The following is a 16,915-nucleotide window of genomic DNA, read 5'->3' as shown; positions in this document are numbered from 1 at the left end:
TGTGTAATGGCTACCGAAGTGCGTCCAGCGCGAACGCCGCGTACATCGCGACACCGTTGGCCATCGCGTCCTCGTCGAAGATCACGCGGTTCGAGTGGTTCGCCTCGACCGTGGCCGGGTCGGATCCGGGCGGGGCGGCGCCGAGGAAGGCGAAGGCACCCGGAACGCGTTGCAGGACATACGAGAAGTCCTCCGCGCCCATCACCGGGTGCTCCATGAACTCGGAGTTCTCCGCACCGAGGACCTCGGCCGCCAGCTCCAGTACCCGGCCCGCGACCTGCGGATCGTTCACCGTCGTCGGGTAGCCGGCGGGCACTTCGGCGTGCACGCGGACGCCGTGCGCCGCGCCGATCGCCTCGCACACCTTCGGCAGCTCCTCGCGCACGAACGCCTGCGTCCGCTCGGACAGCGTGCGGATCGTGCCCTCCATGAACGCTGTCTCCGGGATGATGTTCGTCGCGGTCCCGGTCTCGATGCGGGTCACCGAGACCACGGCGGGCTCGAACACGCTCACCTTGCGGGTCACCATCGTCTGCAGCGCGGTCACCATCGCGGCCGCCGCCGGCACCGGGTCGATCGCCTGGTGCGGCGCCGAGCCGTGCCCGCCCCGGCCGGTGACGGTGACGTGGAAGGTGTTCGCCGACGCCATGATCGGACCGGGCCGCGTCTGCACGACGCCGGTCGCGGCCGAGGTGAAGATGTGCAGGCCGAACGCCTTCACGACCCGTTCGCCTGCGGCGTCGAGCACGCCTTCGTGGATCATGTGGCGCGCGCCGTGCTCGCCCTCCTCGCCGGGCTGGAACATGAACACCACCGACCCGGCCAGCTCGTCGACGTGCTCGCTGAGCAGCCGCGCGGCCGACGCCAGCATGGCGACGTGGGTGTCGTGCCCGCAGGCGTGCATCGCTTCGTCGTCTTCGGAGGCGAAGCCGAGGCCGGTGTCCTCGTGCAGCGGAAGCGCGTCCATGTCGCCGCGGAGCAGGATCGCCGGGCCCGGCTTCCCTCCCCGCAGGACGGCGGTCAGCGAAGTGGTCGATTTGCCCTCGACGATCTCCAGCGGCAGGCCGTCGAGGGCTGCTTTGATCGAGGCCTGGGTCTTCGGCAGATGGAGGCCGATCTCCGGATTCCGGTGGATCTCACGGCGGAGTCCTACGGTTTTCGTCTGAAGAGCGCGGGCTTCGTCCAGCAAACCGGCGAAGCGCGCATCGGGGAGCGTGGGCAGGTCGGTCGGTCCGGTCATGTCTCGATAGTGGCGCATGCGGCGCTTCGGGCGCACCGTGCGTGCGTTCCGAATGCGGGCGGAATACGGTGTGCGCATGGCGGTGCAAGAGCCGATCACGGGGTTCGCGGTGGCCGTGGTGCGGGAGGACGGTCGGTGGCGGTGCAGCTCTCTTGATCCGGGGGCACTCGCCGAGCTCGACGCTGCGATCACCGAGCTGGGAAAACTGCGTTCGACCGGTGCCGCGTTCGGCCTGCTGGCGATCGACGACGAGTTCTTCGTGATCGTCCGGCCGAGTCCGAGAGGACCGTCGCTGCTGTTGTCCGACGCCGCCGCGGCGCTCGACTACGACATCGCCGCCGACGTGCTCGACGTGCTGAGAGTCGACCCCCCGGACGAGGACGACGACGCGGTCTGGCCGGAAGGCGATCTGGAGATCCTGGCCGATCTCGGCCTGCCGGGGGCGGAGCTGCAGGTGATCGTCGGCGAGGTCGACCTCTATCCGGACGAACAGCTCCAGATGGTCGCGCAGCGGTGCGGATTCGCCGCCGAGTTCGCCAAGATCCTGGACGAGATCTGAGCCCCGCCGCCTCCGCCGCCGACATCGCCGCCGTCCAGGCGGCGATCGATGCGGCGCGAGGTGCGGGCGACGACGTGCCGATCGGCGCCGTCGTCCTGTCCCCGGACGGGACCCCGCTCGCTTCCGCGCGCAACGCCCGCGAAGAGCTCGGCGACCCGACGGCGCACGCGGAGATCCTCGCGCTGCGCGCCGCGTCCGAGATCTACGGCGACGGCTGGCGGCTCGAAGGCTGCACGCTCGCGGTGACGCTGGAGCCGTGCACGATGTGCGCCGGGGCGCTCGTGATGGCCAGGGTCGCGAAGCTCGTCTTCGGCGCCTGGGAGCCCAAGACCGGGGCCGTGGGTTCGTTGTGGGACGTCGTCCGCGACCGGCGGCTCAGCCACCGCGCGGAGGTCGTCGGCGGCGTGCTGGAGCCCGAATGCGCGGCCCTGCTCGAAGACTTCTTCCACGGGCGACGGGGTAACCGCACCGGGTGACAGATGTGTCGGTCCCGGTAGGACGGGTAACCCTCCGATAGGCGGCCGCAAACGGTGGCCGCGGTCGAAGGAGGAACACCCGCCATGAGCGTTTTCGACAAGGCGAAGGACAAGGCCGAGCAAGCCATCGGCGCCGCCAAGGAGAAGCTCGGCGAGAAGACCGGCAACCAGGACCTGGAGAACTCGGGCCGGGCGGACCAGACCGAAGGCCAGGTCAAGGAGGCCGGACACGATCTGCGCGACCGCGCCGAGAGTGGCGTCCAGGACCTCAAGGACAAGTTCACCAAGTAGCCCTCACGCGGAAGAGCCCGGTCTCCGTGGAGACCGGGCTCTTCGCTGCGGTGGCGGTGGGATTTGAACCCACGGACGGTTATTAGCCGTCACACGATTTCGAGTCGTGCTCCTTCGGCCGCTCGGACACGCCACCGCCGAGAACAATACCGGAGGGCTCTCCGGGACCTTCAGGGGGTCAAGAAAGCTGCGCGGTGATCTCGTCGATCGCCGCCGTCTGGTTCTCCACGATCTCCTGCGCGAGCGCCTTGGTCTCGGCGTGTTCGCCCGACGACAGCACGGTTTTGGCCATCGCGACGCCGTTGCGCAGATGCTCGGCCATCAACGGGAGCCACGTCTTGTCGAACTCGGCGCCGGTCAGGTTCTGCAGCGAGGCGACCTGCCCGGCGGTGATCATCCCCGGCATCGCGTGCCCGGCGTGGCCCGCCGCCGGGAGTACGGCCGCGTTCCACGACTGCAGCCAGCCGGTCATCGTCTGGACCTCCGCGGACTCGGCTTTCACGATCTTGGCCGCGGTCGCCTTCACGTATTCGGAAGCCGACCGTTCCGAGGCGAGGTTCGCGACCTGGATCGACTGCTGGTGGTGCGGGACCATCTGTTGGGAGAAGGTGACGTCGGCCTGGTTGGCGCCCGGAGCATTCGTCGCCGGTGCCGCGCCCGTGGCCGTCGAGCAGCCCGCGAGCACCCAGACGACCAGCCCGAACAGTGCCATCGGCAGTCGCCGTCGCATCGATACCTCCGTAGTCAGGGGAAACCGGGCCCTCCGTTCTGTGATACGGCTGTGACCTTCCGGCGGTTCAAAACCGGATTAGCCTTGGGCGGCATGACGGATCCGAAGACCGTGGTGACCGGTTTCCTTCAGGCCCTCGAAGAGCTCGACATCGACCGCGCGCTGGGCTTCGTGGCGATCGATATCGTCTATCAGAACGTCCCGCTTCCCGCCGCCCGTGGCCTTTCGGCGGTGGAGAAACAGTTGCGCGCCATGGCCCGCTACGGCAGCGGGTTCGAGGCGCGCACCCACCACCTCGCCGCGGACGGGCCGATCGTGCTCACCGAGCGCACCGACGTCCTCCGGCGCGGTGCGTGGGAGGCGGAGTTCTGGGTGTGCGGCACGTTCGAGGTGCGCGACGGCCGGATCGTGCTGTGGCGCGACTATTTCGACTGGACGACCTTCCTGGCCGCGAGCGCGAAGGGCGCGGGCAAGGCGGCGGTCGCCGGGGCGAAGTCGCTCATCGGGAAGTACAAGGCGCGGCACGAACTCACGTGACTCGCGTGTGCGGCGGTTGATCACGCGAGATCCGTCTCTGATCACGCGAGTGCGGCGAGGCGTGAAACGACACACCGCCGGTGTACGGGCTCCGTCCTCCCCCGACGGGTCCCGTGCACCGGCGGTGCGCCCCCAGTTCCCCCCGCTCACTCTCCCCGGTGAGCGTCAGAAACTCATGTGCCGATCCGCGAGCCGCTCGCCCATGTCGGCTTCGCGCAGTACGGCGTCCAGTCTCGCTCCGCCGAAGTGGGCCACCGGACGGCCCCCGCGTTTCCGGTCGCGCAGATCGACGGCCAGCGCGATGCTCAGCAGCAGAACCAGTGCCGTACCGACGATGAGCCAGCCCATCGGACACCTCCTCCGGCGACATGAGGGAGGATTTGTGTCCTCGCTCACGTCGCCAAGGTAGCTCCGGAAATGCCAGGTTGAACCCGGACTTGAGGTTCATTTAAGGCAGCGGAACACCAATGGGCTATTTCCGGGGTGTCCCCGCCACGTAAATGTCACCGTCGGCCACGGAGACGTCACGCGCGCTGGACGCGCCGGTCGCGAGAATGCGCGCGGGGTCCCGGAAGCCGGCGATCACCTCGACGCGCTGGACCGGTTTCGGTGTGGTGATCACGGTTTCCGGCTTCCAGACCCGTCCGTTCTCGAGCAGGAACGTCTCGATGCCCGGTTGCCCGTCGCGGGTTCCGTAAACGCGCCAAGTGCCGCCGGTGAGCGGTTCGATCTCGCGCAATCGGAGTCCGTTCGCGACTTCGCGCACTTCCCAGTTCCGGCCGTTCCAGGCGCCCGCGAAATCGCGCGGCGAGCCGGCGGCGTCGAACTGGAACCAGGTGACGAACGGTTTGCCGTCGCGCTGGGTGCCTGCCTGCAGGATGTAGTCCGGCGACTTGAGCCCGCCGGGCAGTTCGAGCGGGGTTTCGACGACCTTGAGGTACCGCTCCTGCTCGGCGTCGTCGACCTGGGTGCCGAGGTCGCGGCCCGCCGCGGAGAAGAAGCGCAGGGTGTGGACGTCGAACGACAGGTAGTAGACGTTCCGGTGGTAGACGTCGTGCTTGTGCTGGTCCGGCCCGCCGCCCGCGAGCGTGTAGACGAACTGGATCCGCCCGGACGACGGCAGGTAGCGCAGCTGCCCGACGTAGACCTCGTCCATGTGGTCGGCCCGGCCCAGCGAGCCGAACGCCCACTGCTTACCGGTCAGCTGCACGGAGTTCTTCCACGTCTTCCCGTCGTCGCGGGAGACGATGTACTTCATCGGACGGAAGTCCGGGGCGGCTCCGGGATCGAGTTCGTTCGTGGTTTCGCGGTAGAACATGAATAGCGTGCCGTCGGCGGTCTTGACCGGCATCGGGTAGCTCGCCGAGTCACCCGCGGCGACCTCGGTGTCGGTCCAGGTGCCGTCGAGTGAATGGGCCAGCGACGCGCGGCTGATCACGGTCCGCGTGTTGTGCATGCCGCGGAAGATCAGCAGGTGGCCGTCGCCCGCCAGCAGCATCGTCGGGTAGTTGTGCGGGTCGGACTCGCCGTCGGCGATCTTCTTCGGCGCGGTCCAGGCGCCGGTCCGGTGGTCGTAGGCCTGGACGTAGGTGTCCGCGGCCTTGCCGGACCACGAGATGAACGTCTTGCGTGAGACCGGGTCGAAGACCCCGCCCGCGTTCGGACGGCGGTCGGTGCGGGACGCGACCGTGCTCGCCGGGATCATCACCTCGAACGCGGTCTTTTCCGGCGGCTTGGCCGCCGCCTGGGGAACCGGGATGACGAGACCTGCCATGACGAGCGCGCAAAGAAGTCCGCGCATGAAGACGCCTCCTGGTGTATCGCAGGCGGCGGACTTTGATCTTCTCACGCGAGAACACGGCGGAACCAGCGGCCGAACGGGCTAGCGGTGACGAATCGTTGTCTTGTCGTCTTCCTCATTTCACTTGTTCGGGGGAGTATTCCTCGACCGATCTTGCGAAAAGGGGACTCAGCGTGACCATTTCCCGACGTGCTGCCCGGAGACGGGCCCTGACCGCGGCCGTTGCCTCCGGGCTGGTCGTGAGCGGTGTCTCCGCTCCGGCCGCGCTCGCCGCGCCCAGTGCCGACGCCGTGATCGCCGAGGTCTACGGCGGTGGCGGCAACTCGGGCGCCACGCTGACGAACGACTTCGTCGAGCTCGCCAACCGCGGCGCGGCCGCGGTCAGCCTCGAAGGCTTCAGCGTCCAGTACGCGTCCGCGTCGGGGAACAGCTGGCAGGTCACGCCGCTGACCGGCACTGTCGCGCCCGGCGCGCGGTACCTCATCGCGCAGGCGAAGGGCGCGGGCGGCACCGTCGCGCTCCCGACACCGGACGCCACCGGCTCGCTGGCCCTGTCCGCGACCGCCGGCACCGTCGCGCTCGTCCAGGGCGCCACGGCCCTGACCTGCAAGACCGCCGCCGACTGCGCGGCCGACAGCCGGATCAAGGATCTGGTCGGCTTCGGCCCGGCCGCGGTCATCCGTGAGGGGACCGCGGCGCCCGCGCCGTCGAACACCGCGTCCGTCGCCAGGGGGACGACGCTCGCCGACACCGACGACAACGCCGCCGACTTCACCTCCGGCGCGCCCACCCCGACGAACAGCAAGGGTGAGACGCCGGGTGAGACCGGCCCGCCGGCGGTGACCGCCAAGATCCACGACATCCAGGGCACCACCCGGATCTCGCCGTTCAAGGACCGGAAGGTCGCCGGGGTCACCGGCGTCGTGACCGCGATCCGGAGCTTCGGTTCGGCCCGCGGGTTCTGGATCACCGACACCGCCCCCGACGCCGACCCGCGCACCAGCGAGGGCCTGTTCGTCTTCACCGGCTCGACCACGCCCGCTGTGGCCGTCGGCGACGCGGTGACCGCCACCGGCACCGTCCGCGAGTTCTACCCGGACGCCCCGGCGACCTCGCCGTACCAGTCGCTCACCGAGCTGACGAGTGCACAGTGGACGGTCGATTCGAGCGGGAACGCGCTTCCCGCGCCGACCGTCGTCACGCCGGACTCGGTCCCGGACACCGTCGCCCCCGCGCCGGGCGGCAGCATCGAGCCGCTGCCGCTGGAGCCCGCGAAGTACTCGCTGGACTTCTGGGAGTCGCACGAAAGCGAGATGGTCAGCGTCTCCGACGCGCGCGTCGTCGGCCCGACGTCGTCGTTCAACGAGCTTTACGTGACCACCAAGCCGAAGCAGAACCCGAGCGTTCGCGGCGGCTCGGTGTACCTGGACTACGACCGGCTCAACACCGGCGTGCTCAAGGTGGCGTCGCTGATCCCGTTCGCCGAGCAGCCGTTCCCGAAGGTCAACACCGGCGACGTGCTCACCGGCGAGACCTCCGGCCCGGTCGAGTACAGCAACTTCGGCGGCTACACGCTGTTCGCGACCAAGCTGGGCGCCGCCAAGGACAACGGGCTTCAGCGCGAGAGCACCCGTGCGCAGCGCAGCGGTGAGCTTTCCGTGGCCACCTACAACGTCGAGAACCTGTCTGCTTTGGACAGTGACGAGAAGTTCGGCGAGCTGGCGAAGGCCATCGCCACCAACCTGGCGAAGCCGGACATCCTGAACCTGGAAGAGATCCAGGACAACAACGGGCCTGCGAACGACGGCACCGTCGTCGCGGACCAGACCCTGAAGAAGTTCGTCGACGCGATCGTCGCCGCCGGTGGCCCGCGCTACGAGTGGCGTCAGATCGACCCGGAGAACGGCAAGGACGGCGGCCAGCCGGGCGGCAACATCCGCGTCGGCTTCCTGTTCAACCCGGCACGGGTGTCCTTTGTGGACCGCAAGGGCGGCGACGCGACCACCCCAGTCGACGTGGTCAAGGAGCGCGGCAAGACCCACCTGACCGTCTCACCCGGCCGGGTCGACCCGCTGAACGAGGCGTGGGAGGCCAGCCGCAAGCCGCTCGTCGGCGAGTTCGTCTTCCAGGGTCGCACGGTGTTCGTCATCGCGAACCACTTCAACTCCAAGGGCGGCGACCAGCCGACCCACGGCCGCAACCAGCCGCCGGTCCGGAGTTCCGAGGTGCAGCGGGCCAAGCAGGCGACCGTCCTGCGGGGCTTTGTCGACAAGCTGCTCGCGTCGGACAAGAACGCGAACGTCGTCGTGGCCGGTGACCTGAACGACTACCCGTTCTCGCCCGCCGTGAAGACGCTGACCGCCGGCGGTGCGCTGAAGGACCTCATCGCGTCGCTGCCGGAAAGCGAGCGGTACAGCTACGTCTTCGAGGGCCAGTCGCAGGTGCTGGACCACATCCTGGCGTCGAAGGCGCCGCGCGGGGCCGACTACGACGTCGTCCACCTGAACGCGGAATTCGCGAAGCAGGCGAGCGACCACGACCCGCAGGTGCTGCGGTTCCGGCCGAGCGCGGGCAACCCCGTCCAGGACGCGTTCTACGACCTGGCGGACTACCTGGAGAAGGTGCTCGGCCCTTACCTGCCTAAGCCCTGACCCACCCGCGTTCAGTCATCTGTTTGCGTAGTCCGTGAAGGCCTCCTTGAGAGACTCAGAGTCCCTCAAGGAGGCCCGGTATTCGTTCACCTGTGCCTGACCTGCGCGAGGGTGATGGTTGCGCGGGTGTATTCCGGTCACCGACCTTGATCAACGGAGGATTCGGGACACTCAACGTCCCCGATCCTCCGTTGATCAAGGTCGTGCCTGCCATGCCTGTGGCAGACAACCCGACGGGGGAGGATTCCGGACGTTCAACGGCCGGAATCCTCCCCCGTCGACCAGAGCCCGCCTGTGAAGGATTGAGACGCTCACTATCCCAAATCCCTCATCAACGAGACCGAGCGTGGAAGATTCAGGACGTTGAACGTCCCAAATCCTCCACACCCGACCGCCAACCGCACCAATGGGTAAGCAAATACTGGTCCCTCAAGGAGGCCTTCACGGACTTCAGGCGTACTTTCAGGTGCCGCGGAGTTCGGCGACCGCCGGAGCGAAGGCGTCGAGGGCCGAGCGTTGATCTTCACGTACGAGAGGCTCAGCGTCTCCCGCCGGGAACGCAGCACGTCGGCCGCTTCGGCGGGATCGCCGGGCAGTACGGTGACCGCGCCGGCGGCGGCGAGGTCGGGTGCGTCGACGCCGAGCGCCTGCCGCATCCACGGGGTGGGCTCGGCGCCGATCGCCAGCAGATTCAAACCCAGCTCGATGTCGCCGAAGCGGTCTCCCGCCGAGCTGCGCACGAGGTCCACAATGGACTGGCGACGGCGGCGTCGCTCAGCGGCGGCAGGGCGGGCGAGATGATGTCGGCCTTCCTGGCCGCGAGATCCAGCACCTTGGGGCCCGCTCCGCTGATCAGCAGGGGCGGCCGGTCCCGTGCGACGGTCAGCTGGTCCACCGTCGCGGCGAGTTCGGCGAGCCGCTGGGAGCCGGTACCGAACGGGCGTTTCAGTCCGGCGGCGACGGTCTCCGCTCCCGGCCGCCCGGTGCCGATGCCGAGTTCGAACCGGCCGCCGGACAGGGTGTGCAGGCTGCCAGTCCAGCTGGTATCGGTCACGGAAGGCGTCGGCCAGCACGAACGTGCCGAAGCGCAGTTCCGAGGTCGCCGCGAAACCGGCCGGAAGCACGGCGAGCGGGTCGAGTCCGCCGATCGGGTCCGGGACCAGCATCGTGTGGTAGCCGAAGGACTCCGCCCGGCGCGCGAGGTCGGTGAACGACCCGAGTTCCGGGTTCACCGCGGCGACGACGCCGAAGCGGAACGGTCTGGTGGTCATGACCACCATCGTGCCCGCGTCCGGTCCTGGAAGCCCTTCGCCCGGAGCGAACTAGGAGCGTTTCGCGCGCCACCCCAGGGAAAGGACGGCTTTCACGAGTTCCTGGTAGCCCGGTTTGACCTCTTCCAGGTACTTCTCCAGGTACGCGGCTCGCGCGGTCGGCACCGGCTGCGGGTCTTCGCCATCCGGCAGCCAGGTCAGGCCTTCGACGTTGTGCTGCGCCATCTTCCACCACCGGGAAGCCCGCTCGGCGGCGCGCTGCTCGCGTTCGGCGGCGTCCGCGACGGCCTGGTGTGCCTCGGCGAGCCGGGCCTCCAGGTCGTCCGCGCGGGCGATCTCCCAGCTCCGGAGGTTCTCCGCCGAGGCGCGGGCGAGGCCGACGATCTCCTTGTACCGCATGGCCGCGGTGGTGCCGTCATCCATCGAGAAGCCCTTCCGGACGCTGGAACGGGATGATCACCTCAGGGGCGCCGTGGGTGGTGCGGTCGAAGAACAGGGCCCGCCCCGGCCGCGGCGACCAGTGCACGACCTGTCCGGCGGCGAACGGTGACAGCTCGTTGCCCTGGACGTCCAAAGCCGCCCAGGTGCCGATGTCGTCCGTGCCCGCGAAACCGAGCGTGTCCTTCAGCCGCGCGATGCTGCGCCACCAGCCGATGGTGTGGACGCCGTGCGTCGGCCCCTGCTTCAGCAGCACCCGCAGCTGGTCCAGGCCGCTCTTGAGCTGTCCTGGCGCCTTGGCCTCCAAGGCGGGGATCGACGCGTCGACGCCGTACAGCAGCAGCACCTGCGCCCTGTCCAAAGAGGACAGGTTCTCCGCGATATCGATTACCCGGCCGGGCAGATCGTCGACCAGTTCCGCGCGGTGTCCTTCCGCCTCCAGTCGCTCGGCCAGTTCTTGCACCGCCGGGACCGACGCGTCGATGGGGCACGACAGCACGAAATCCACCGACCCCTCAGCGTGCTGTTTCGCCAGGGATCGCGCGGCGGAGTCCATGATGGACAGTGCCTCCGCGGTGGCCGCGCCGAGGACGGCGATGTTCCGTCCCGGCGCCTTCGGCAGGTCGACCCCGCAGGCGGCCTCGTCGACGTCGATGGACTGGCCGAGCAGCGCGCGCGGCTTGCTCGTCAGCTTCAGGTCGGTGAAGGCGGGGAACTGTTCCAGCACCGGGAAATGCGCGCCGTCGAACAGCCGGGGCCGTTTGAACGACTCCGAGTACCGCTCCCAGAGCCGGTGCTGCAGCTTGTTGAAGACGTCCTTGCTGCTCGCGTCCGGTACGTGGGCCAGCTGGTTCCCGTGCGCCACCCCGGAATCGTGGTTGATCACCGCGTGCCACTTCGGCGCCGAAACGGCCGCGTTGTTGGTCTCGGACAGCACGCGCCGCGCCTTCGGCATCGCGATCCGCAGTGTGCACTGCTCGAATACGGCGGGTTTGCCCCAGAACGCCTCGATCCCGGCGACGTCCTGGCTCGCCAGCACCAGATGGATGCCCTGCGACCGGCCTCGCCGCGCGATGTCCTCCAGCAGCTGGGTCGCCGTCGCCGTGACGCCGTCGCGGCCGGCGAACAGGTACTGGAATTCGTCGATCACCGCGACGATCCGCGGCCAGTGCCCGCCGGGGTCCTGTTCGCGCAGGTCCGCGAGGTTGGTGACCTCGTGCAGTTTCGCCGCGGCCGACCGGCGGCGCAGCTCGTCGGCGAGGTAGCGCAGCAGCGCCAGGCCGAACTCGCGGTCGGTGTTGACGTTGACCCCGATGAGCTTGGCGTGCGGCAGCCAGCTGGCGTCCCGCCGCCCCGGCGCGAGCCCGGCGAACGACACGCCCTCCTTGAAGTCCAGCAGGTACAGCGCGAGCTCGTCCGGCGAGTACCGCGCGGCGAAGCTGCCGAGCAGCGAATACAGGAAGTTCGTCTTCCCCGAACCGCTCGGCCCGCCGATGAGCACGTGCGGGCTGGCGTCGCCGATGACGACCTCCACCGCCTCGCCCTCGAAGAACCCGACCGGCGCCCGCAGTTCCCGCGCCGAACTCTCCTTGCCCAGTTCGGTGGGCAGGAGGTCGGCGAACGCGCGGGGCCCGCCCTGTTTGGCGATCAGGGCCTCGGCGATCCGCCCGGCGGCCCGGATGACCTGCCCGGACGGCATCGGCGGATCGAGGTCGACGGTGAGGTCGGGGCCGGTCATGCTGCTGATCGCGCGGCGGTCGTCGAGCAGGCTCAAGGTTTCCACCGACGTCGACAGCATGGTCGGCACGTCGATCAGGATCAGGCAGATCCCGGCGGCCAGCGCCCCGGTGGCGACGCGTTTCAGTTCGCGGGCGCGCTCCGGTTCGAGGGTCTCCCCGTTGCCGTAGAGCACCGCGACGCGGAAGGGCTCGACGCGCTGGCCGCTCGCCCGCCGGATCTCCCGCAGCGACGTGTGCCCCGCCTGCATCCCGGTCGCGTGGATGCGGCGGATGTGCCCGGCCAGTTCGTCGAGGAGGTCTTCGAGCCGCCCTGGGTCGTACAGGGTGAGCGCGCTCGTGCGGCTCAGCGGGTAGAGGTCGGGCAGGATCGCGGTCAGCTGCCCGACGTCCCACAGGTGGATGCGCACCGCGCCGGGTTCGAACGTGCTCAGGACCCGCATCAGCAGGTTCTGCACGATGCCGTCCACCGCGGTTCTGGTCTTCGGCGCCGACGTGATGAACAGATGGGACTCGTCGAGCAGGGGCATCGCGACGTCGAACGTGCGCGGGACGTCCGTGCCCGGCACGGTCGCCGACCCGACCCGCCACAGCCCCGGCGCGGTGATGCCGGGATTCCCGCCGACCCGCCCGAGCCAGTTGCCCGGCTGCTGGCTCGCGGGGCCCGGCGCGTTGTGCGCGACGAGCTCCCGCAACGCGTTCGGGCCCGCTTCCCACTCCGCGTAGAACTGGCCGCGCACGCTGGAGAGCAGGCCGAACACCTCGGTCGAGGCGGGATGCCGCGCCCATTCGGCGTACTGCTCCGAGGTGGAGTTGTTCATCCCCACCCGGACTATGTGCTGTTCGAGTTCCAGTTTGGCCAGTTCCGCCTCGGCCGCTTGGCGGGTTCCGGCGGCGGCGCCGAGGACGAGCCCGATCTGGTGCCGGACCCGATCCAGCGCCGTGGTGACGCGATTGCGCTGTTCACTCGCTTTGCTGCCCATACCGGCTCGCCGATCTCAGAGGCGTGATTGGTAACCGCTGACCAGGTCGTCAGCGGCGGAGAGGCGCGTCAGGAGGTTCTCCATTCCCTCGTCGGCCTGTGCCAGCTGTGGAGGCACCCAAGGGACGGCTTGGGCCTGCGGCTCCACGATGGCGCGCCGGGACTCCTCCAGCAGGCTCCTGGCCCGCTCGGCATGGGCACGGCCGTCGGCGAGGCCGGTTTGGACGGCCGTCAGCAGCTGGTGCAGCTCTTCGAGGTACATCGTCAGAGGCGGGTCGAGTACGACTCGGCCGACGAGATGCCGGCCTGGATGGTGCTCTGCATTCCGGTGATGCCCTGCAGGGCTTCGGCGAGAAGCCCGTGCGCCTGGCTCACCTCGTGCTGGGTGCTGCCTTGGGTGGCCTGTGAAAGGGAAAGCTGGGCTTCTTCGAGAGACTGCGCTGCCTGCTGAAGTGCGGCGATACTCGCGGATGCCTTCTCGTTCGCGAGCGCGATACCAGCGCGGATCTCTTCGACTCCGGCCATTTTGGCGGACTCCTTGGGACGTCGGGGGCTGGAACGACCACACTTAAACTTAGCGTGATCATCTGACTCTGTTAAGTGAAGGTCCTGCGAAGTAATCAACAAGGCCCCGGACATCGAGACGTCCGGGGCCTTGCCGAGGGCGGAGGATACAGGATTCGAACCTGCGAGGGCGTGAACCCAACACGCTTTCCAAGCGTGCGCCTTAGGCCGCTCGGCCAATCCTCCGTGGGGAACTTTACCGGATGCCCGTTCGCCCCTTCGAAGGCGGGTCTGACCTGGCTTTCCGGCTGGTAGGGCTCATGCGGGCGAGGGGGCGAGCACGTCGGCGACGACGCAGGTGATGTTGTCCGGTCCGCCGCCTTCGTTGGCCAGGTCGATCAGCCTCGGGACGGTCTCGGCGGGGTCCTGGAAGGCGCCGAGGACGTCCTTGATAACGGTTTCGACAACCGTTGCCGTCAACCCATCCGAGCACAGGAGAAGACGGTCGCCGGGGGCGGCGTCGAAGGCCCAGATGTCCGCTTCGCCGCTTCCGGTGCTCAGAAGGGCCTTCATCAGAAGTGAGCCGCGAGGGTGTCCCTCGACCTCTGAGGGGTCGATGCGCCCGTCGTCCGCGAGGGCCTGCGCGAGGGTGTGGTCGCGGGTGAAGCGCTGAAGCGTGCCGTCGCGGAGGAGGTATCCCTTGGAGTCGCCGATGTGGACGGCGGTGAAGTGCGCGCCGTCGAACAGCAGGGCCGTCAGAGTGGTGCCCATGCCGTGGGTCTCGGGCTGTTCCTCGGCCGTCGCGGCCAGCCGGTCGTCGATGGCGCGAAGGCCGCCGGAGAGCACCTCGAACAGGTCGACCTCCGCGAGGTCGAAACCGCGGAGATCCAGGTCGAGCCGGGACAGGACGCCCACCGCCTCGGCGCTGGCCACCTCGCCGTGCGGCTGGCCGCCGATGCCGTCGGCGACCGCCAGCATCCTCGCGCTGGCGTAGACCGAGTCCTGGTTGACCTGGCGACGCTGCCCGATGTCCGAGCCGGCGGCGTACCGAAGGGTGTACCTCATGGTCCCCAGTAAAGCAGTTGTGTACTGAGTTCACAAACATAGGGCTGGAAAGGTCAACTGTCGGCTACGATACGGCGATGGAGGAGCAAGCCGCCGTGAGCGCGGCGGACATCGCCCGGATCGCCGGTGTCGGCCGCGCCGCCGTGAGCAACTGGCGTCGACGTTACGGAGATTTTCCGCCGCCCGTCGGCGGGACGGCGTCGAGCCCCCTCTTTTCCCTGGTCGGCGTCGAAAACTGGCTGCGTGAGCGCGGCAAACCGTTCGAAATATCGCTCGGTGACCGAGTCTGGCAGCGGCTGCGGAACCTCGGCGACGACCTGTCGCTCGGCGACCGGGTCGGCCGGGTGGCCACCTTCCTGTCGCGGCGAGGTGCCGAGGAATGGACCTTCTCGCCCCGATACGACGACGCCGAGCTGCTCGAACTGCTGGACCGCTTCGCCGGGGAACGGGGCGCGCGCGAGGCTCTCGAGTTCCTGTGCGAACGCTATGTCGAGGCGCACTCCCGTCAGCTGTCCGTCACCCCGGAGCCGGTGGCCGCCTTGATGGCCAGGCTCATCGGTCCCGATCCCGGCGTCGTCCTCGATCCCGCGTGCGGGCTCGGGACCCTGCTCCTCGCCTCCGGCGGGACCCGGCTGCTCGGCCAGGTCGACGACATGACGACCTCGTGCATCGCCGCGCACCGGCTGCTGCTCGCGGGCGCGGACATGGAGATGTACGGCGCGGGCGCCCTCTTGTCGGACTCCTTCGAGGGGCTCCTCGCGGACGCCGTCGTCTGCGATCCGCCGTTCAACGAGCGGGAGTGGGGCTACGACGAACTCGTCGGCGACCCGCGCTGGGAGTACGGCCAGCCGCCGCGCGGCGAACCGGAACTGGCCTGGGTTCAGCATTGTCTCGCGCATGTGAAACCCGGCGGGCTGGTCGCGATCCGCATGCCGCCCGCCGCCGCCGGGCGCCGGACCGGACGGCGGATCCGCGGGAACCTGTTGCGGGCCGGGGCCTTGCGCGCGGTGGTGACGGTCGGCGGGGCGGATCTCTGGCTGCTGCGGCGGCCGGAACCCGGTGAGCGGCCGCCGTCCCGACTGCTCCTGCTGGCCGATCCGTCCACCGTGGAGGAACAGTGGCGGGACCACCTGCGCGGCGCCGAGGTGCCGGGCGCGGTCCGGATCATCGACCTGCTCGACGAGGAGATCGACCTTTCCCCGGCCCGGTACCAGGCACGAAACGAACACGCGGGCGAGGCCTTCCTCGAAGTGCGGCGGCATTTCGAGGGGATCCGGCCGGAACTGCCGTCACTGGCGGTGTCCGGCGGGAAGGCCGCGTTCACCACGATCGGAGAGCTGCTGAAGTCCGGTGTCCTCACGGTGCCGGAAACGGTGGAGGAGGGGGACGTCCTGGCGTCGCCCGCCGTGCCCGCGTATGTCCACAATGGAGCTTCGTTCGCGGCGGAGCCGACGATGTCCAAGTACCGCGTCGATCCCGAACGGCTGGACGCCGCGTTCCTCGCCGGCTGCCTGCGCGCGGCCGGGGCGCTGGCACCGACCTCGTCGACCAGGATCGACCTCAGGCGCACCCGGATCCCGCGCCTGCCGATCGAAGCCCAGCGGGCCCACGGGGAGGCGTTCACCCGGCTCGCCGCCTTCGAGGACGCCCTGCGCGAGGCGGCGGAATCGGGCCTGGAGCTGGTGAGACTAGGCTTGGCGGGACTCACCGAAGGACAGCTCAAGCCGGAGAACTAGTGCTGATCGCGGACCGTTACGAACTCGACGAGCTGCCGCTCGGCCGCGGTGGGATGGGCGCGGTCTACGCGGGCCACGACCGGCACCTCGGCCGCCGCGTCGCGGTGAAGTTCCTCGGGCTTCCCGGTGGCCCGGACGCCGAACTCGAACAGCGTTTCATCCGCGAGGCGCGGATCCTCGCCACCCTGGAACACGCGGGCGCGCCGACGTTGTACGACTTCGGCACCTACGACGAGCGGTTGTACCAGGTCATGCAGTTCATCGAGGGCGTGACCGTCGCCGATCTCGCCGCCGAACACGGGCCGCTGCCGGTGCCGTGGGCGGCCGCGATCGCGGCACAGGCCTGCGCCGTGCTGTCCGCCGCGCACGCGCTTTCCATCTGTCACCGCGATCTCAAGCCCACCAACCTGATGCTGTGTCCCGACGGCAGCGTGAAGGTGCTCGACTTCGGGCTCGCGATGCTGCGCGAGACCGACGTCGCCCAGTTCACCCGTGCCGGGCAGATCCTGGGCACCCCCGCGTACATGGCGCCCGAGCAGATCCAGCGCGGCATCGCCGGACCGCGCAGCGATCTGTACGCGCTGGGCTGTGTCCTGCACGAAATGCTGACCGGCAGGCAGCTGTTCACCGGTCCGACGGCGTACGCGGTGTTCGAGAAGCAGGTCAAGGACAGCCCGGCCGAAGTGGACGGTGTCCCGGACGGACTGAACGCGCTCCTCGCGGATCTGCTGGAGAAAGATCCGGAACGACGCCCCGCCGACGCGGACGAACTGTTCGGCAGGCTGGCCGTGTTCGCGCGGGACTTGCCGCCGCTGCCGGGGTATCTGGACGAAGGCGCCAATCCGGGCCGGATGTACGCGCGGGTCGTCGGCCGCGTGCCCTGAGATGTGATCGTGAC

At 69.1% G+C, this 16,915-nt stretch carries 18 protein-coding genes and 2 tRNA genes; 7 read left to right on the top strand and 13 right to left on the bottom strand.

The window, feature by feature from the left end; genetic code table 11:
- Window positions 1–10: 10 nt before the first annotated feature.
- Window positions 11–1,240 (bottom strand): M20 metallopeptidase family protein, encoded by a 1,230-nt coding sequence (locus AMYAL_RS0115635; RefSeq protein WP_020632240.1) that lies wholly within the window; start codon window positions 1,238–1,240, stop codon window positions 11–13.
- Between the two features lie 76 nt (window positions 1,241–1,316).
- Between AMYAL_RS0115635 and AMYAL_RS0115630 the strand changes: the two genes are divergently transcribed.
- The 3 genes from AMYAL_RS0115630 to AMYAL_RS0115620 all read left to right on the top strand — a co-directional run bounded on the left by AMYAL_RS0115630 (window position 1,317) and on the right by AMYAL_RS0115620 (window position 2,566).
- Window positions 1,317–1,799, top strand: coding sequence for a tRNA adenosine deaminase-associated protein (locus AMYAL_RS0115630; protein ID WP_026467114.1), 483 nt, complete (start codon window positions 1,317–1,319; stop codon window positions 1,797–1,799).
- 23 nt (window positions 1,800–1,822) lie between these two features.
- On the top strand, window positions 1,823–2,275 hold the full coding sequence (locus AMYAL_RS0115625; protein WP_026467113.1) for a nucleoside deaminase: 453 nt from the start codon (window positions 1,823–1,825) through the stop codon (window positions 2,273–2,275).
- An 84-nt stretch (window positions 2,276–2,359) separates the two neighbouring features.
- Complete coding sequence (locus tag AMYAL_RS0115620) at window positions 2,360–2,566, top strand: CsbD family protein (RefSeq protein WP_020632237.1); 207 nt, start codon at window positions 2,360–2,362, stop codon at window positions 2,564–2,566.
- 48 nt (window positions 2,567–2,614) lie between these two features.
- On the opposite strand, the gene AMYAL_RS0115615 is transcribed toward AMYAL_RS0115620, so the two are convergent.
- A tRNA-Ser gene (locus AMYAL_RS0115615) sits at window positions 2,615–2,702 on the bottom strand.
- A gap of 42 nt (window positions 2,703–2,744) precedes the next feature.
- Window positions 2,745–3,296 carry a DUF305 domain-containing protein gene (locus AMYAL_RS0115610; protein WP_026467112.1) on the bottom strand — a complete coding sequence of 184 codons (552 nt, stop codon included), beginning with the start codon at window positions 3,294–3,296 and terminating at the stop codon, window positions 2,745–2,747.
- Window positions 3,297–3,389: 93 nt separating this feature from the next.
- On the opposite strand from AMYAL_RS0115610, the gene AMYAL_RS0115605 reads away from it, so the two are divergent.
- Window positions 3,390–3,833: a limonene-1,2-epoxide hydrolase family protein gene (locus AMYAL_RS0115605; RefSeq protein ID WP_020632235.1), complete on the top strand. Its 444-nt coding sequence runs from the start codon at window positions 3,390–3,392 to the stop codon at window positions 3,831–3,833.
- Window positions 3,834–3,998: 165 nt separating this feature from the next.
- On the opposite strand, the gene AMYAL_RS0115600 is transcribed toward AMYAL_RS0115605, so the two are convergent.
- Together AMYAL_RS0115600 and AMYAL_RS0115595 are read right to left on the bottom strand one after the other, a co-directional pair.
- Entirely contained in the window at window positions 3,999–4,181 is a 183-nt protein-coding gene (locus AMYAL_RS0115600) for a hypothetical protein (protein WP_020632234.1), read from the bottom strand.
- Window positions 4,182–4,305: 124 nt separating this feature from the next.
- A complete protein-coding gene (locus AMYAL_RS0115595; RefSeq protein WP_026467110.1) occupies window positions 4,306–5,634 on the bottom strand; it encodes a BNR-4 repeat-containing protein in 1,329 nt (442 codons plus the stop codon).
- A 173-nt stretch (window positions 5,635–5,807) separates the two neighbouring features.
- Here AMYAL_RS0115595 and AMYAL_RS0115590 point away from each other — a divergent pair, with 173 nt between their 5' ends.
- Window positions 5,808–8,285, top strand: coding sequence for an endonuclease/exonuclease/phosphatase family protein (locus AMYAL_RS0115590; protein ID WP_342364860.1), 2,478 nt, complete (start codon window positions 5,808–5,810; stop codon window positions 8,283–8,285).
- A gap of 314 nt (window positions 8,286–8,599) precedes the next feature.
- Here AMYAL_RS0115590 and AMYAL_RS50335 read toward each other — a convergent pair whose 3' ends face one another.
- From AMYAL_RS50335 to AMYAL_RS0115540, 8 genes are all read right to left on the bottom strand, one after another.
- Entirely contained in the window at window positions 8,600–9,025 is a 426-nt protein-coding gene (locus AMYAL_RS50335) for a hypothetical protein (protein WP_026467108.1), read from the bottom strand.
- Window positions 8,977–9,339: an LLM class flavin-dependent oxidoreductase gene (locus AMYAL_RS50330; RefSeq protein ID WP_026467107.1), complete on the bottom strand. Its 363-nt coding sequence runs from the start codon at window positions 9,337–9,339 to the stop codon at window positions 8,977–8,979. The genes AMYAL_RS50335 and AMYAL_RS50330 overlap by 49 nt, the downstream gene beginning before the upstream one ends.
- Before the next feature lie 268 nt (window positions 9,340–9,607).
- Window positions 9,608–9,979: a hypothetical protein gene (locus tag AMYAL_RS0115565; protein WP_020632229.1), complete on the bottom strand. Its 372-nt coding sequence runs from the start codon at window positions 9,977–9,979 to the stop codon at window positions 9,608–9,610.
- Complete coding sequence (locus tag AMYAL_RS0115560; protein ID WP_020632228.1) at window positions 9,972–12,713, bottom strand: FtsK/SpoIIIE domain-containing protein; 2,742 nt, start codon at window positions 12,711–12,713, stop codon at window positions 9,972–9,974. Before AMYAL_RS0115560 ends, AMYAL_RS0115565 begins: the two co-directional genes overlap by 8 nt.
- A gap of 15 nt (window positions 12,714–12,728) precedes the next feature.
- Window positions 12,729–12,974 (bottom strand): hypothetical protein, encoded by a 246-nt coding sequence (locus AMYAL_RS0115555; protein WP_016337967.1) that lies wholly within the window; start codon window positions 12,972–12,974, stop codon window positions 12,729–12,731.
- 2 nt (window positions 12,975–12,976) lie between these two features.
- The gene (locus tag AMYAL_RS0115550; protein ID WP_005167132.1) at window positions 12,977–13,237 is read right to left on the bottom strand and encodes a hypothetical protein; all 261 of its coding nucleotides are present in this window, start codon (window positions 13,235–13,237) and stop codon (window positions 12,977–12,979) included.
- Window positions 13,238–13,377: 140 nt separating this feature from the next.
- Window positions 13,378–13,462: transfer RNA gene (locus AMYAL_RS0115545), tRNA-Ser, on the bottom strand.
- Window positions 13,463–13,534: 72 nt separating this feature from the next.
- Entirely contained in the window at window positions 13,535–14,281 is a 747-nt protein-coding gene (locus tag AMYAL_RS0115540) for a PP2C family protein-serine/threonine phosphatase (RefSeq protein ID WP_020632227.1), read from the bottom strand.
- A gap of 77 nt (window positions 14,282–14,358) precedes the next feature.
- Here AMYAL_RS0115540 and AMYAL_RS0115535 point away from each other — a divergent pair, with 77 nt between their 5' ends.
- Together AMYAL_RS0115535 and AMYAL_RS0115530 are read left to right on the top strand one after the other, a co-directional pair.
- A complete protein-coding gene (locus tag AMYAL_RS0115535) occupies window positions 14,359–16,017 on the top strand; it encodes an N-6 DNA methylase (protein WP_020632226.1) in 1,659 nt (552 codons plus the stop codon).
- Window positions 16,017–16,901: a serine/threonine-protein kinase gene (locus tag AMYAL_RS0115530; protein ID WP_020632225.1), complete on the top strand. Its 885-nt coding sequence runs from the start codon at window positions 16,017–16,019 to the stop codon at window positions 16,899–16,901. Before AMYAL_RS0115535 ends, AMYAL_RS0115530 begins: the two co-directional genes overlap by 1 nt.
- Window positions 16,902–16,915 lie beyond the last annotated feature (14 nt).

Origin of the sequence: Amycolatopsis alba DSM 44262 (genome assembly GCF_000384215.1) — a bacterium.
In the GTDB taxonomy this organism is placed as follows: Bacteria; Actinomycetota; Actinomycetes; order Mycobacteriales; family Pseudonocardiaceae; genus Amycolatopsis; species Amycolatopsis alba.
The sequence above is the reverse complement of the archived record's forward strand: the minus strand, read 5'-3'. Positions and strand labels throughout refer to the sequence as shown.

Coding starts and splice junctions, on each gene's coding strand:
- AMYAL_RS0115620 (WP_020632237.1), top strand. CDS start 2,360: ATGAGCGTTTTCGACAAGGCGAAGGACAAGGCCGAGCAAGCCATCGGC.
- AMYAL_RS0115560 (WP_020632228.1), bottom strand. CDS start 12,713: ATGGGCAGCAAAGCGAGTGAACAGCGCAATCGCGTCACCACGGCGCTG.
- AMYAL_RS0115595 (WP_026467110.1), bottom strand. CDS start 5,634: ATGCGCGGACTTCTTTGCGCGCTCGTCATGGCAGGTCTCGTCATCCCG.
- AMYAL_RS0115550 (WP_005167132.1), bottom strand. CDS start 13,237: ATGGCCGGAGTCGAAGAGATCCGCGCTGGTATCGCGCTCGCGAACGAG.
- AMYAL_RS0115605 (WP_020632235.1), top strand. CDS start 3,390: ATGACGGATCCGAAGACCGTGGTGACCGGTTTCCTTCAGGCCCTCGAA.
- AMYAL_RS0115610 (WP_026467112.1), bottom strand. CDS start 3,296: ATGCGACGGCGACTGCCGATGGCACTGTTCGGGCTGGTCGTCTGGGTG.
- AMYAL_RS0115535 (WP_020632226.1), top strand. CDS start 14,359: ATGGAGGAGCAAGCCGCCGTGAGCGCGGCGGACATCGCCCGGATCGCC.
- AMYAL_RS0115600 (WP_020632234.1), bottom strand. CDS start 4,181: ATGGGCTGGCTCATCGTCGGTACGGCACTGGTTCTGCTGCTGAGCATC.
- AMYAL_RS0115630 (WP_026467114.1), top strand. CDS start 1,317: ATGGCGGTGCAAGAGCCGATCACGGGGTTCGCGGTGGCCGTGGTGCGG.
- AMYAL_RS0115635 (WP_020632240.1), bottom strand. CDS start 1,240: ATGACCGGACCGACCGACCTGCCCACGCTCCCCGATGCGCGCTTCGCC.
- AMYAL_RS0115540 (WP_020632227.1), bottom strand. CDS start 14,281: ATGAGGTACACCCTTCGGTACGCCGCCGGCTCGGACATCGGGCAGCGT.
- AMYAL_RS0115555 (WP_016337967.1), bottom strand. CDS start 12,974: ATGTACCTCGAAGAGCTGCACCAGCTGCTGACGGCCGTCCAAACCGGC.
- AMYAL_RS0115565 (WP_020632229.1), bottom strand. CDS start 9,979: ATGGATGACGGCACCACCGCGGCCATGCGGTACAAGGAGATCGTCGGC.